At 60.5% G+C, this 14,965-nt stretch carries 14 protein-coding genes; 1 reads left to right on the top strand and 13 read right to left on the bottom strand.

The features are described 5' to 3' along the window. Positions 1-102: 102 nt before the first annotated feature. The 12 genes from NKJ32_RS15070 to NKJ32_RS15015 all read right to left on the bottom strand — a co-directional run bounded on the left by NKJ32_RS15070 (position 103) and on the right by NKJ32_RS15015 (position 12,715). A complete protein-coding gene (locus NKJ32_RS15070; RefSeq protein WP_352523506.1) occupies positions 103-1,017 on the bottom strand; it encodes a carbohydrate ABC transporter permease in 915 nt (304 codons plus the stop codon). 1 nt (position 1,018) lies between these two features. Next, on the bottom strand, positions 1,019-1,885 hold the full coding sequence (locus NKJ32_RS15065) for a carbohydrate ABC transporter permease (RefSeq protein WP_023674893.1): 867 nt from the start codon (positions 1,883-1,885) through the stop codon (positions 1,019-1,021). A gap of 1 nt (position 1,886) precedes the next feature. Then, on the bottom strand, positions 1,887-2,954 hold the full coding sequence (locus NKJ32_RS15060; protein WP_352455722.1) for an ABC transporter ATP-binding protein: 1,068 nt from the start codon (positions 2,952-2,954) through the stop codon (positions 1,887-1,889). A 9-nt stretch (positions 2,955-2,963) separates the two neighbouring features. Further along, on the bottom strand, positions 2,964-4,043 hold the full coding sequence (locus tag NKJ32_RS15055) for an ABC transporter ATP-binding protein (RefSeq protein WP_254817350.1): 1,080 nt from the start codon (positions 4,041-4,043) through the stop codon (positions 2,964-2,966). Positions 4,044-4,082: 39 nt separating this feature from the next. Further along, positions 4,083-5,609, bottom strand: a complete 1,527-nt coding sequence (gene glpD / locus NKJ32_RS15050; protein ID WP_352697699.1) for a glycerol-3-phosphate dehydrogenase — start codon at positions 5,607-5,609, stop codon at positions 4,083-4,085. Between the two features lie 125 nt (positions 5,610-5,734). Continuing rightward, positions 5,735-6,502: a DeoR/GlpR family DNA-binding transcription regulator gene (locus tag NKJ32_RS15045; protein WP_023674889.1), complete on the bottom strand. Its 768-nt coding sequence runs from the start codon at positions 6,500-6,502 to the stop codon at positions 5,735-5,737. Between the two features lie 128 nt (positions 6,503-6,630). Further along, positions 6,631-8,043, bottom strand: a complete 1,413-nt coding sequence (locus NKJ32_RS15040; RefSeq protein WP_352455719.1) for a pyridoxal phosphate-dependent decarboxylase family protein — start codon at positions 8,041-8,043, stop codon at positions 6,631-6,633. 61 nt (positions 8,044-8,104) lie between these two features. Then, positions 8,105-8,836, bottom strand: a complete 732-nt coding sequence (locus NKJ32_RS15035) for a proteasome-type protease (RefSeq protein ID WP_254817354.1) — start codon at positions 8,834-8,836, stop codon at positions 8,105-8,107. Between the two features lie 31 nt (positions 8,837-8,867). Beyond that, positions 8,868-9,662 (bottom strand): transglutaminase family protein, encoded by a 795-nt coding sequence (locus NKJ32_RS15030; RefSeq protein ID WP_352455718.1) that lies wholly within the window; start codon positions 9,660-9,662, stop codon positions 8,868-8,870. Between the two features lie 61 nt (positions 9,663-9,723). Further along, positions 9,724-10,665, bottom strand: a complete 942-nt coding sequence (locus NKJ32_RS15025; RefSeq protein WP_352593481.1) for an alpha-E domain-containing protein — start codon at positions 10,663-10,665, stop codon at positions 9,724-9,726. Between the two features lie 228 nt (positions 10,666-10,893). Continuing rightward, positions 10,894-12,306: a circularly permuted type 2 ATP-grasp protein gene (locus NKJ32_RS15020; RefSeq protein WP_352448777.1), complete on the bottom strand. Its 1,413-nt coding sequence runs from the start codon at positions 12,304-12,306 to the stop codon at positions 10,894-10,896. A 172-nt stretch (positions 12,307-12,478) separates the two neighbouring features. Beyond that, on the bottom strand, positions 12,479-12,715 hold the full coding sequence (locus tag NKJ32_RS15015) for an Lrp/AsnC ligand binding domain-containing protein (protein ID WP_023674883.1): 237 nt from the start codon (positions 12,713-12,715) through the stop codon (positions 12,479-12,481). A gap of 242 nt (positions 12,716-12,957) precedes the next feature. On the opposite strand from NKJ32_RS15015, the gene NKJ32_RS15010 reads away from it, so the two are divergent. Beyond that, a complete protein-coding gene (locus NKJ32_RS15010; protein WP_352568720.1) occupies positions 12,958-13,377 on the top strand; it encodes a DUF4864 domain-containing protein in 420 nt (139 codons plus the stop codon). Positions 13,378-13,386: 9 nt separating this feature from the next. On the opposite strand, the gene NKJ32_RS15005 is transcribed toward NKJ32_RS15010, so the two are convergent. Next, on the bottom strand, positions 13,387-14,832 hold the full coding sequence (locus NKJ32_RS15005) for a glycosyltransferase family protein (RefSeq protein WP_352568721.1): 1,446 nt from the start codon (positions 14,830-14,832) through the stop codon (positions 13,387-13,389). Between the last annotated feature and the right edge of the window lie 133 nt (positions 14,833-14,965).

Raw genomic sequence — 14,965 nt, 5'->3', positions numbered from 1 at the left:
CCGTTATTGCCACGAAATCGATTTGAAGTGCCACCCAGGCCACGACGACCAGGGCGAGAAGCAGCACGGCCCACCACCATGGGCTTCTGTCGACCTGCTCCATCATACCCTCCCCAGGGCAAAGCCCTTGGCGATGTAGTTGCGCACAAACCAGATGACGAGCGCGCCGGGAATCAGCGTCAGCACGCCGGCTGCGGCGAGCAGCCCCCAATCCATGCCGGCGGCCGAAACGGTGCGGGTCATGGTCGCGGCGATCGGCTTGGCATCGGTTGTCGTCAGCGTACGGGCGATCAAGAGCTCCACCCACGAGAACATGAAGCAGAAGAAGCACGCCACGCCGATGCCGCTCGCAATCAGCGGCATGAAGATCTTGATGAAGAAGCGTGGGAACGAATAGCCGTCAATATAGGCGGTCTCGTCGATCTCCTTGGGTACGCCCGACATGAAGCCTTCGAGGATCCACACCGCCAGCGGCACGTTGAACAGGCAATGCGCCAGAGCCACGGCGATGTGGGTGTCGATAAGGCCGAAGGCCGAATAAAGCTGGAAGAATGGCAGCGCGAACACCGCCGGCGGCGCCATACGGTTGGTCAGCAGCCAGAAGAACAGATGCTTGTCGCCGAGGAAGCGATAGCGCGAAAAGGCATAGGCAGCAGGCAGTGCCGCAGCCACCGAAATCACCATGTTCATAACCACATAGGTGATCGAGTTGATGTAGCCAGAGTACCAGGACGCGTCGGTGAAGATGGTGCGGTAATTCGCCAATGTCGGTGCGTGCGGGTAGAGCGTCAGCGACGAGACGATCTCGCCATTGGTCTTGAAGCTCATATTGATGAGCCAGTAGATCGGCAAAAGCAGAACGATGATGTAGAGCGTCGGCACGATCCACCACCAGCGCGACTCCTCGCCGCGACGGCGCATCAGCCGTGCGATCTCGTCCTGCCGTAGCGTGCTGGCAAGCCCTTCCGAAGCTGTCGTCTCGCTCACTCTGTCGGCTCTTTCGTCAGCGCGGCTCATCTCAGCGCTCCGCGTCGTAATTGGTCATCACGGTGTAGAACACCCATGACAACAACAGGACGATAAGGAAGTAGACCAGCGACATCGCCGCCGCCGGGCCGAGGTCGAACTGGCCGAGCGCCGTCTTGACGAGATCGATCGAAAGAAAGGTCGTCGAGTTGCCGGGTCCGCCGCCGGTCACCACGAACGGTTCGGTGTAGATCATGAAGCTATCCATAAAGCGCAGCAGCACGGCGATCAGCAGCACGCGGTTCATCTTCGGCAGCTGGATGTAACGGAACACCGCCCAGCGCGAGGCACCGTCGATCTTGGCCGCCTGATAAAAGGCATCCGGGATCGAGACCAGGCCGGCATAGCAGAGCAGAACGACGAGGCTGGTCCAATGCCAGACGTCCATGATGATGACCGTGACCCAGGCGTCATATGGGTCTTGCACATAATTATAGTCGATGCCGAGCGCGTTGACGTAATAGCCGAGCAGGCCAATGTCGTTGCGCCCGAACACCTGCCAGATGGTGCCGACGACGTTCCACGGGATCAGCAGCGGCAACGCCATCAAAACAAGGCAAACAGGCACGCCCCAACCCTTCTTCGGCATATTGAGCGCAATGAAGATGCCGAGCGGCACTTCGATCGCCAGGATGATGAAGGAGAAGACAAGGTTGCGGATCATCGCCTGCCAGAAGCGGCTGGAGGAAAGCAGTTCCTCGAACCATTCCGTGCCGGCCCAGAAGAAGACGTTATTGCCGAAAGTGTCCTGCACCGAATAATTGACGACCGTCATCAGCGGTATGACCGCCGAGAACGCCACCAGCAGCAGCACCGGCAGCACCAGGAACCAGGCTCTGTTGTTCCAGGTCTTTTCCACTTCAGGCTCCCATCTCGACGCGCCAGGAATCGGCATAGATGTTGATGCCGGCCGGGTCGAACCGCACCTTCGGATCAGCCGGAACTGTCTCGTCCTCGCCGATGACGGCGGCGATCTCGCGTCCTTCGAGATTGGCACGGACCACCTTGTGGCGGCCGACGTCCTCGACCTTGCTGACCCGGACGGCCATGCCCTGGCTGCCCAGGCGCACATATTCGGGACGGATGCCGAGCTCGATGGCGCCGCCGCCCGCCTTGGGCACGCCCGGCAGTTCGATCTGCTGCGAGCCCAGCTTCGCTGTCTTGCCGTCGATCGCCACCGGCATGACATTCATGCCGGGCGAGCCGATGAAATAGCCGACAAAGGTGTGGCGCGGGCGCTCGAACAGCTCCGCCGGTGTGCCGATCTGCACGATTTCGCCGTCATACATGACGACCACCCTGTCGGCGAAGGTCAACGCCTCGGTCTGGTCGTGCGTGACATAGACCATGGTGTAGCCGAAGCGGCGGTGAAGCTGCTTCAACTGCGAGCGCAGCACCCATTTCATATGCGGGTCGATGACGGTCAAAGGCTCGTCGAACAGGATGGCATTGACGTCGGAGCGCACCAGCCCGCGTCCGAGCGAGATTTTCTGCTTCTGGTCGGCGGTCAGTCCGCGCGCCTTTCGTTTGGCCATATCGGCCAGCCCGGTCATCTCCAGCGTCTCGCGCACCTTGCGGTCGACGTCGGCCTCCGGCACGCCGCGATTGCGCAGCGGGAATGCCAGATTGTCGTAGACGGTCATCGTGTCGTAGATCACCGGGAACTGGAAGACCTGCGCAATGTTGCGCTCTTGGGTCGACAGATTGGTCACGTCCCTGCCGTTGAACAGCAGCTGGCCATGCGAGGGATGCAGCAATCCCGAAATGATGTTGAGCAGCGTGGTCTTGCCGCAGCCGGATGGGCCGAGCAGCGCATAAGCGCCGCCATCCTCGAACGTGTGGTGCACTTCCTTCAGCGCGAAATCGGCATCCGTGCGCGGGTTCTGCAGATAGGAGTGGCGGATATGATTGACATCGATGCGCGCCATCGCTTCCTCCTAGGCCGCCAGCTTCGGCGCGGCCACGGCGCGGCCGTGCTCGTCGAAGACCATGATGTGGCGCGGGTCGATGAACACCTCGACCTCCTCGTCCGGCTCGAAGTCGCGAATGCCGTGGGTCAGCATGACCCAGCGCGCATCGGCAAAATCGAGATGGATGAAGCTTTCCGATCCGGTGATCTCAGTGATCGTCACCTTTGCGCGCACCGGCACTGCGGCGGCGTTGGGCCGATCGAGGGACAGATGATGCGGCTGGAAGCCGATCGTATAGATCGCATCGGCAATGCCGAAGAGTTCCGCCGGCACCGGCAATTTCACGCCGCCCTCGAGCAGGAAATCCAGGCCCTTCTTGGCAAGCACGATGGTGTTGAGCGGCGGATCGGCGAAGGTTCTCGCCGTCACCAGATCGACCGGTTTGCGGAACACTTCGATGGTCGGCCCGAACTGGGTGATGCTGCCCTCGGAAAGCGTTGCCGTGTTGCCGCCGAGCAGCAAAGCCTCGTGCGGCTCGGTCGTGGCATAAACAAAGATTGTACCGGCGGCCGCGAAGACTTTCGGCAGTTCCGCGCGTAATTCTTCACGCAGCTTGTAGTCGAGATTGGCGAGCGGCTCGTCGAGCAGCACGAGGCTGGCATTCTTGACGATGGCGCGGGCCAGCGCGGTGCGCTGCTGCTGGCCGCCCGACAGACTGAGAGGCGTCCGGTCGAGATAGGGCGTTAGTTTGAGAAGGGCGGCGGCATTGCGCACCTCCCTGTCGATCGTTGCCTGATCCGTGCCGGCCACCCGCAGCGGTGAGGCGATGTTTTCGTAGACCGTCATCGCCGGATAATTGATGAATTGCTGGTAGACCATGGCGACGTTGCGCTTTTGCACCGGCATGCCGGTGACATCCTTGCCATCGAACCAGACCGAGCCCGAGGTCGGCACGTCGAGGCCCGCCATCAGCCGCATCAGGCTGGTCTTGCCGGAGAGCGTCGGCCCGAGCAGGACGTTGAGCGAGCCGTGCTGAAGCGTCAGCGAGACGTCGCGGATATGTTCCGCTGCACCCACCGTCTTCGTCACGTTTCTCAGTTCAAGCATGATGCCTCCTCCCAGGCTTTCTGCATCAGTCGGCCGTTCCTATTCGGCAGCCGCTACGTGCTGCCGGCTTATTCCGCGCATGAACTCGTCGAGCACTGCCGCCTGCTCACGGCTGAGACGCAGGCCGCGCTTGGTCCGGCGCCACAATACATCCTCGGCAGTCATCGCCCATTCGTTTTCGACGAGGTAGCGCACCTCGGCTTCGTAGAGATCGGCGCCGAAGTTGCGGCCAAGATCGACGTTCGACTTGGCGAGGCCCAGCAGCTTCCTTGCGCGGGTGCCGTAGAGCCGGGTCAACCGGCGGGCCAGCCGGGCGTCGAGGAACGGGTACGCCGTTTTCAGTTTCGCCACCTCGGCATCGAAGCCGGTGACGGGAAAGTCACCGCCGGGCAGCGGCGCGTTTGCCGTCCATGGTTTGCCGCGCTTGCCGAGAAAACCCTCGATCTTCTCGAGCATCGATTCCGACAATCGGCGGTAGGTCGTGATCTTGCCGCCAAAGGCGTTGACGATCGGGGCGGCACCCTCGCCTCCATCGGCCTTCAGCACATAGTCTCGGGTGGCTTCCTGCGCCTTTGAGGCGCCATCGTCGTAGAGCGGTCGCACCGCGGAATAGGTCCAGACGATATCCGACGGCTTGACCGGCTGCGCGAAATATTCGCTTGCCGCAGCGCAGAGATAGTCGATCTCGGCGTCATTGATCCTGACGTTGTGCGGATCGCCGGGATAGTCACGGTCGGTGGTGCCGATGAGCGTGAACTCGTCCTCGTAAGGGATGGCGAAAATGATGCGCCCGTCCTTGTTCTGAAAGAAATAGGCGCGTGGGTCGTCGAATTTCTTGCCCACGACGATATGGCTGCCTTGTACGAGGCGGACATTGTGCACGTCGTTCAAGCCGACGGTGGCCGACAGCACCTGATCGACCCACGGGCCGGCGGCATTGACCAGCAGCCGCGCCTTGACCTCCTCGGTATCGCCGGTCCGCACATTTTCAAGCCTGACCGTCCAGAGATTGCCTTCGCGGCGTGCGCTGACGACCTTTGTTCGGGTTCGAATGGTTGCGCCGCGCTCGGCAGCGTCGCGGGCGTTCAACACAACCAGCCGGGCATCGTTGACCCAACCGTCCGAATATTCGAACGCCTTTCGAAACAGCGGCTTCAGCGGCTTGCCGGCCGGATCCTTGGCCATGTCCAGCGTTTTCGTCGGCGGCAGCAATTTGCGCCCGCCAATATGGTCGTAGAGGAAAAGCCCGAGCCGGATGAGCCAGGCCGGACGCAGTCCCTTGGCGTATGGCAGCACGAAGCGCATCGGCCAGATGATATGCGGCGCGTTCTTCCACAGGACCTCGCGTTCCATCAACGCTTCGCGCACCAGACGGAATTCGTAGAATTCGAGATAGCGCAAGCCGCCATGGATCAGTTTGGTCGAGCCGGAAGAGGTCCCGCTGGCCAGATCGTTCATCTCGGCAAGAAAAACCGAAAAGCCACGTCCAACGGCATCGCGGGCGATGCCGCAGCCATTGATGCCGCCACCGATGACGAAAATGTCATGAATCGGTGATGCGCTCAAAGAATCCTCCCTCGATTTCGCATTGCAGCATTTTTGGGTTCTTGCGAAACCGTAGAGGAATTATTTCGAAATGATAACGAATGTCAAACGAAATATGATAGGCGGAAGATGCCGCAACGGCATCTCTAGGATAGCGACGTTTCGATCAGCTGAACTTCTGCCTCCTGGCAGATCTTACGCACCGACGGGATGTCGCAACGATCGGTGATAAAGGTGTTGACCTGCGACAGATGGCCGATGCGGACGGGCGCGGTGCGCTCGAATTTGGTCTGGTCCGACACCAGGATCACATGTCGGGCGTTGGCGATGATCGCCTGAGCCACCTTCACCTCGCGAAAATCGAAGTCGAGCAGTGCGCCGTCATGGTCGATGGCCGAGGCGCCGATCACCGCAAAATCGACCTTGAACTGCCTGATGAAATCGACCGCGGCCTCGCCGACCACACCGCCGTCGGAACCGCGCACGACACCGCCAGCGATCACCACCTCGATCGAAGGATATATGCGCATCCTGTTGGCAACATTGATGTTATTGGTGATGACCATCAGGCCGCTGTGATCGAGCAGCGACTTGCTGACAGCTTCCGTCGTTGTCCCGATATTGATGAACAGAGACGCGTTGTCGGGGATCAGCCGGGCTGCTGCGCGGCCGATCGCCTCCTTCTCCTCGGCGGCGATCTTGCGCCGAGCCTCATATTCCATGTTCTCGATGCCGGAGGGGAACAATGCCCCGCCATGGATGCGGGACAAGAGCCGCTGGTCGCAGAGATCGTTGAGATCCTTGCGGATCGTCTGCGGCGTCACGTTGAAATGCGTCGCCAGTTCCTCGACCAGTACGCGGCCATGGTCCTTGGCCATCTGGATGATTTCGGAATGACGCGGCGACAGATACATCTAGCAACCTCTCATTTTCGTTTTTCTCGTCTATAGCTGAAAACGAAAGCCATGAACAGGTATGGGCCGGCTAATGAAAATCGGGCGACTGCAGAGAGAAAAGCTCCGGCGCAATCTCGACGAGGGTATCAACTCAGCCCCCGCGCGATCTCAGTGATGACCTCGAAAGCAGTATCGACGTCCGCCGCAGTCGTTTCGAACTGCCCGACCTGAAAGCGGATCGCCACCTGCCCGTCCACCCGGGTCTGCGTCAGGTAAATGCGGCCGTCATCGTTGATCGCGCTGACCAACCGCAAATTGCGCTCGTCAGAGTCGATGGCCGCAGCCGCGAGATGGCGGAATGAGAATAGCGACAGCATCGGTTCCGTGACGATCTCGAAATCCGGTTCCCGAGCCAGCCGCGCGGCGAGGCTCTCGCTCCAGGCGACATGGTTGCGGATCATGGTCCGCAGATTTTCCAAGCCATGCGCACGCAGCAGGAACCAAAGTTTCAGCGCGCGGAATCTTCGGCCGAGCGGCACCGACCATTCGGAGTAGTTGATGACCCCGTCGCGGCCATGCGTCTTGAGGAATTCGGGCTTGATCGCCAGCGTGCGGACCAGATCTTCCGGCTGGCGGATGAACTGCATCGAGCAATCGAACTGTGCCCCCAACCATTTATGCGGGTTGAAGACGATGGAATCGGCATTTTCGGCGCCGGTCCAGAAATGCCGGAACTCGGGGCAGATCATGGCGGAGCCGGCCCATGCGGCATCGACATGCAGGTAGAGCCCGTGCCGCTTCGCCACCTCGGCAACAGCCGCCACATTGTCGGTGCCGCCGGTACTTGTGCCGCCGACGCTGGCGATGATGCCCGCCGGCAGCATGCCGTTTTCGCGGTCGGTAACGATCGCGGCTTCCAGAGCCGCCGTCTGCATGGCGCGGAAGCGTCCGGCGACCGGAATGCGAACGAGGTTCGCCTCGCCGATCCCCGACACCCAGATCGCCCGGTCGATGGAAGTATGGACCTGGTCGGAAGAATAGATCCGCACGACCGGCTGCCCTTGCAAGCCGTTCTTGTTGCCTTGCCAGTCGAGCGCGCGCTCGCGCATGGTCAGCACGGCGGCAAGCGTCGCCGATGAAGCCGAATCCTGCATGACGCCGGAAAATCCCTCCGGCAAACCAAGCGCCTGCCGCATCCAGTCGACGACCCGCGTCTCGAGCTCGGTTGCCGCCGGCGAGGTCTGCCAGAGCATGCATTGCGCGGCCATCGCGGAAACCAGATACTCGGCCACGACTGAGACCGGTGCCGCATTGGCCGGGAAATATGCGAAGAAACGCGGATGCTGCCAGTGCGTCATGCCAGGCAGGATCTTTTGTTCGAAATCGGCGAAGATTGCCTGCATCGTTTCACCGTCTTCCGGCGGCGCGGCATCGACGCTTTTGAAGATTTCGCCCGGCTCGACAAGCGGCCGCACCGGTCTCTCGCGAAGGCTGTTTCTGTAGTCGACGCCCCATTCAGCCGCTCGCAGCGACCACTCGCGGAATTCGTTGCTATTCATCTTCTTCGCCTCCGTGGCGCCTCATCGAGCCGCGATCAAAGAGCACGAAAAACGAAGGTTTTCATTCGGGAAAATCAGGCAGACTGGCAAAGGCGGTCTTCAGCGCGTTCGACCAGCTATCCGAGATCGTACGATAATATTGATCGTCCTGGGTTATTCGCTTTTTGAGGCCGACCTTGAAAGTGTCCTTTTCATAGAACAGCAGGTCGAGCGGCAGGCCGACCGACAGGTTCGACTTCAGCGTCGAGTCGAACGACACTAGCAGCAATTTCACCGTCTCGGCGAAACTCATCGTCCTTTCATAAGCGCGGATAATGATCGGCTTGCCGTATTTGGTCTCACCGATCTGGAAGAACGGCGTGTCGTCGGTCGATTCGATGAAATTGCCTTCCGGATAGATCATGAACAGGCGCGGCGCGCTGCCCTTGATCTGACCGCCGAGGATGAAGGAGGCGTTGAAGTAGGAATCCGCCTTTTCGCCAGCCGGCGACGAACTGGCGATGACCTCCTTGACGGTGTCTCCGACCAACCGGACTGTCTGGTACATGGAGGGCGTTTCGAGCAGCGTGGCACGGCGCTCCGCCACTGCCTTGGTGCGTTCGTCGAGCAGGCTGACCACGGCCTGCGTCGTCGCCAGATTGCCGGCCGACATCAAAACGATGACGCGCTCGCCCGGCTCTTCCCAGACATGCATCTTCCTGAAGGTCGAGATCGAATCCATGCCGGCGTTGGTGCGCGTGTCCGACATGAACACGAGCCCGCGATCGATCTTCAGGCCGACGCAATAGGTCATCGAATCTCTTTGGCAACAATCTTGCCGGGGATTACTGCTCCACGGTGACGGTGACCGCAAGCTGTTCTTCCGCCTGTCCCAGCCGAATTCCAGATACCGGCGTGGCGTCGCGATAATCGCGGCCGGTCGCCACCTTCACATAACGCTCGTCCGGAGAAATGCCGTTGGCGACATCGAAGGCGACCCAGCCGAGGCCCGAGACATGCGCCTCGGCCCAAGCGTGGCTTGCCGCCTGCTCGATGGCCGCATCCATCATCAGGTAGCCGCTGATATAGCGGGCCGGAAAATCCATGGCACGCGCCGCGGCAACGAAGATGTGGCTGTGGTCCTGGCAAACGCCGGTCTTGAGCGCCAGGGCCTCTTCGGCCGGCGTCGTCACGTTGGTGGTGTCCGGCGTATAAGCGACGCGCTCGCCGATCACCGCCATCAACCGGTGCAGCCTTTCGATGTCGGTACCCTTGCCGACGGAGGCAGCAAGCTCGCGAATGCCGCTGCCGATCGTCGTCAGCGGCGTTTCCTGGCCGAACAGCCAGAGCGGCGCGAAACCCTGGTGCGGTCCGCAGACGCCAGCGGTGTCGCGCGTCACCACTTCGCCGGCTGCTTCGACGGTGATGAAGTCGCGCTCGCCCTCGACGCTCAACAGCCGGGTATCATTGCCGAAATGGTCGGTGAAGCGCACTTCCTCGCGTGCGCCTTCGATCTTCAGCGCCCAGGACAGTACCGTCTGGGTGCGCCCGTTCACCGGGAGCAGCCGCAAACGCTGCAACAGATAGTGCACCGGCGCATCGTAGCGGTATTCGGTTCGGTGGGTGATCTTCAGCCGCATCGCTCTCGTCCCTGGAGCATGAGCTTTTCCGAAAACCGATCTCCGCTTTTTTGGATCATGCTCAATAGAACCTGTAATCCTGCGCGATCTCGTCGCCGAGCCTGGTGTTGTCGCGGATGAAATTGGCCAGGAATTCGTGCAGGCCGGCGTCGAAAATATCCTTGATCGACCCGGCCGTCAGCATGGCCTGAGTCTTGGAAGCCGTTGCATGACAGGCGTGGCGCTCCCCATAGTCGTCACCCAGGAATTTGAGATGCTCCGTCAGGAAGCGGTAGCAAAAGGTCAGCGAGCGCGGCATGCGGACGTTGAGGATCAGATAATCGGCGATGTTGCTCGGCTTGTAGTCGGCATCATAGACCCAGCGATAGGAACGGTGCGCCGACACCGAGCGCAGGATCGATTCCCACTGGTAGTTGTCGAGCGTCGAGCCGACCCAGGAGATCGACGGCAACAGCACGTAGTATTTCACATCCAGGATACGCGCGGTGTTGTCGGCGCGTTCGACATAAGTGCCGAGCTGCGAGAAATCGAAAATCTCGTTGCGCAGCATCGTGCCGTAGAACGAGCCGCGGATCAGCGCCGTCTCGCGCTTGATTGCGTCGAGTGCGTTGGGCAGGTCGCGCTCGTCGATCGGCTTGGCCAGCATCCGCTTCAGCGACATCCAGGCTTCGTTGATGCTTTCCCAGGTTTCACGCGTCAGTGCCGTGCGCACCATGCGGGCATTGTTACGGGCCGTTTCGATAGACGACATCGTGCTCGACGGGTTCGATGTGTCGCGCAGCAGATAGTCGGCGACATTGGCGGCGGTGTAGTCGGAATATTTCTGCGTGAAGCTGGCGTCTGAACCGGCGCTGAGCAGCACCGAATTCCACTCCTCCGAAGCGTTCTGGGTACGAGTCAGCGCCATGCGCAGGCCGGCATCCACCAATCGCGCCATGTTTTCCGCCCGCTCGATGTAGCGGTTCATCCAGTAGAGCCCGTTGGCGGTGCGGCCGAGAAGCATGTCAGGCGGTCCTGTGGTGAATAGTGAAAGGTGAATGGTGAATGGTGACTATCCAGATTCCAGGGCACGATTCCGCGCGCTTCACTTCAGGGCATTTCACCAACATCAACGACCCCATATCCTTATCTATTCACTATTCACTATTCACTATTCACTATTCACTATTCACTATTCACTATTCACTATTCACTATTCGCTATTCGCTATTCCCTACTCGCTACTTCCACTCTAATCATCCAACACCCACGTATCCTTCGTGCCCCCGCCTTGCGAGGAATTGACGACCAGCGAGCCTTCCTTGAGCGCTACTCGGGTCAGCCCGCCGGGCACGATCTGGATACGGTCGGAAACCAGCACATAGGGGCGCAGATCGACATGGCGCGGCGCCAGCCCCTTGTCCGTCAGGATCGGACAGGTCGACAGCGCCAGCGTCGGCTGAGCAATGTAGTTCGACGGTTTCGCCGCGAGCTTTTTGGAAAAATCCTCGCATTCCTTCTTGGTCGCCGCCGGACCGACCAGCATGCCGTAACCGCCGGACCCGTGGACCTCCTTGATAACCAATTCATCGATGTGCTCGAGCACGTATTTCAGGCTGTCCGGCTCCGAGCAGCGCCAGGTCGGGATGTTGCCGAGCATCGCCTTGCGGCCGGTGTAGAATTCGACGATCTCGGGCATGTACGAATAGATCGCCTTGTCGTCGGCGATGCCGGTTCCCGGCGCATTGGCGATCGTGATGTTGCCGGCGCGGTAGACGTCCATAATGCCCGGCACGCCAAGTGCCGAGTCGGGGCGGAAGGTCAGCGGATCGAGGAACGAGTCGTCGACACGCCGGTAAAGCACGTCGATCTGCTTGTAGCCCTCGGTGGTGCGCATCGCGACATGGCCATCGACGACGCGCAGATCCTGCCCCTCGACAAGCTGCACGCCCATCTGGTCGGCAAGGAAAGCATGTTCGAAATACGCCGAGTTGAAGCTGCCCGGCGTCAGCACGGCAATGGTCGGCGCCCCCTTGGTGCTTTGCGGCCGCACTGCCGCCAGCGACTGGCGCAAGAGCTGCGGGTAATTCTCAACCGGCCGCACCTTGATCTGCTGGAACAGCTCGGGGAAGAGCTGCATCATCGTCTCGCGATTCTCCAGCATGTAGGAGACGCCGGACGGCGTGCGCGCATTGTCCTCCAGCACGTAGAACTCGTTCTCGCTGATGCGTACGATGTCGACGCCGATGATGTGGGTATAGACGCCGGCCGGCGGCCGCACCCCGATCATCTCGGGCAGGAACGCCTCGTTCTTGGCGATCAACTCCTTCGGCACCCGGCCGGCGCGCAAGATCTCCTGGCGATGGTAGATGTCGTCGAGAAAGGCGTTCAGCGCCTGGACGCGCTGCTCGATGCCTTGCGTCAGCCGTCGCCATTCATTGCCCGAAATGATGCGCGGAACGATATCGAAGGGTATCAGCCGCTCCGATGCTTCCTGCTCGCCGTAGACGGCGAAAGTGATGCCTGTCTTGCGAAAGACGCGTTCGGCGTCCTGCATCTTCTCGGTAAGTCTGGCCGGGTCCTGTTCCTTCAGCCAGCGATCGTAAGCCGAATACGGTTTTCTCAGCCCGGAAACTTCCGGAAGCATTTCATCGAACGCTGCCAATCGCATACTCCCCTGTGGCGCCATTTCACTGGCCTCGCTGGAGAAAATCAAGCGCAATCGGTGATTTGTTGGGCGCCGGCGATCAGTATATCGCACTTGCCTAAAATTAAGGCAGCACCAATAGGGCCTTGATCAGGCTTTGCCTGGTGTCCGGGCAGATGCCGGATGCGGATCAAAAAGCGCGAAAGGTGACGACCGTGAACGTGTCCTTGATGCCCGGGAGAATCTGCACTTTCTCGTTGACGAAGTGGCCGATGTCTTCCTCGTCGTCGACATAGAATTTGGCGAGCAGGTCGTAGTTTCCGGCTGTCGAGTAGATTTCCGAAGCAATCTCGGCATCGGCCAGGGCGCTGGCAACGTCGTAGGCCTTGCCCAGATCGCACTTTATCTGCACGAAAAATGCCTTCATTGCCTGGTCCTGCTCACATCGCACGCTCTAGGTATAATCGAGCGGCCCTTGTGGCAGACTGCCGTTCGCCTTTCAAGCATCGGCAATCGCTCAGGCTGTTCTCGCCTCGACAATGCTTTCTCGGCTCGGACACGGACTGCCACGCCGAATGTTTGCGCTCGGCTGAAACCCTGAAGCACTGCAAAGCGTATGGTATTATGTACCTTCAGGCAGCGATTTCTCAGGGACAACGGAGACAGGCCATGCGCCGCGCGTTTTTCGCATTCGCAGTCGTTCCATTCATTTTCGCATCCCAGGCCTTTGCTGGCGACGCCGAAGTCAAAGCGGCGCAGACGGTCATCGATGGGCAGTTGAGGGCCTTCATCGCCAATGACGGAATGACGGCCTACAGCTTTGCCGCACCGAATGTGAAACGCATCTTTCCGACCGTCGATACCTTCATGAACATGGTGACAAAAGGCTATCTGCCGGTGCGCCAACCGCAGACCTACTCCTTCGGCAAGGTTCGCGAGACGAGCCCGACCTCGATCATCCAGCAAGTGCTGATCGTCGGCCCGGATGGCAAGGACTACGAGGCGGTCTACACGCTCGAACTACAGCCTGACGGCAGCTTTCGGATCACCGGCTGCAGCCTGCGTGCGTCCACGTCGCTCAGCACCTAAAGGGGTGTTTCAATCCTGTCGCCGGTAGAGCGTCCAGCTCAGGCCTGAAAACCCCCAATGCCTCGACGCATCGGCCCGTTCATAGGCCAGAGCGCATGCGGCCGTCGGTTCGACATGTTCGGCTTGTTTGTCCACGTCCCCCTCGAGGACCAGCCAGGCGGGCCGTTCGGTGCACATCCCGTCGTCTGGAACCAGCAATGCCCGACGATCCATTCGCGCCGCAAAATAGTCGACGACAATGGGGGTGCGGAAATTGCCGTCGCTGGCATAGGTGGTTGCGCCGTTCCTGGTCATTTCATCAACGATAGCGGCGTAGGAGCCGCGTCCATATTGATAGAACTGAAGCAGCGACGAAATGCTTCCACTCACCACGATCGCCAGCGCTCCCATCGCAAGTAGCCTTGCAGTCCCGCGAGCATCCAGGCCGCGGCCAATCATCTCGCCGGCCCAGAGCAGCAGCAATGTTCCGCTAATGATGAAATAGCGTGGGAACTCGAGGTTGGGCAGATGCGCCGCCGCCATGAGCAAAGGCAGTCCGATAATCCCGATCGCATAAAGGCTGGCTCGGCGACCGCGCCAGACACCGGCGGAGAGGCCGACAAGACAGCAGGCGGCAACGATGTAGGGCCCGTCACCGAACCAGGGTGGCAGCCCGAACAGAGAGCGGATCATCCCGCCATAGCCCTGCGCGAAGGCGGCAATCGAGAACGGCGAAACACCACCGACACTGAAGCCGAACAGCCTGCCGCCGACAAACACGCCGACAGCCAGCGGCAGCACGGCAAGCAAGCCCGGCAGGAAGATCGACGCCAGGTCCGCAACGACACGGCCGACCTTCGCCGTACGCTGCCAGGCGAGCCAGGCGGTCCATATTGCGAGGACCGCCACCATTCCGATCATGGTGAGGTGGCACAGGAAGCCGAAAAGGATCGCCGCTGCCAAGGCCACGCCAGACCACCGTCTACTGTCGAGCCGGCGCTCCAGAAAAATGACCGAAAGCAGCGTGAACAGCACAAGGCCGGCATAGCCGCGCGCCTCCGAGCCGTAATGGATCATTGGGTAGCTCACGGCAAACAACAGGCTTGTGGCAATCATCGCCTGTCGTCCGCGCGATGCGGCGCTCGCTGCCGCCGCACCGATCGTGGCAACACCTAATGCTATCGACAGACCTCGCTGGATCAGCGGCGAAGCATCGGGGCCAATGAGATAGAGATAGACCGAGTTGAGGAAATGATTGTTGTCGTGATTGACGCGCCAGAATATCTGGTCGATCGAGGTCAGCGGCTCGATCAGCGCAAAGCTCCAGATCTCGTCCAGCCAAAGGTCGCCGCGCGCGCCAAGTAAGCGCAAGACCAGGCCGGTCACTGCGATCGCCAGAGCGGCAAGCAACGACCCCGCCGTCCATTGCTGGACAGCCACGGAAGGCGAAGGCTCGGCGATGCCGTTCGTCCGCACCGTCGTGCCAGGAACTGAAACTTGCCCCGAAACGAACAGGTTCTTGATCCTCGCCCGATGTCGTCCGGCAATGCTTATTAGGCAGTCGTTTCAAAACAGTTCATGGAAGGGGCAACTCCTCCCTGGAGCCGGA

It is taken from the genome of Mesorhizobium sp. M0159, from assembly GCF_040322295.1.
Classification (GTDB): Bacteria; Pseudomonadota; Alphaproteobacteria; order Rhizobiales; family Rhizobiaceae; genus Mesorhizobium.
Note: the sequence above shows the minus strand (reverse complement) of the source record. Positions and strands in the feature narration are given on the sequence as shown.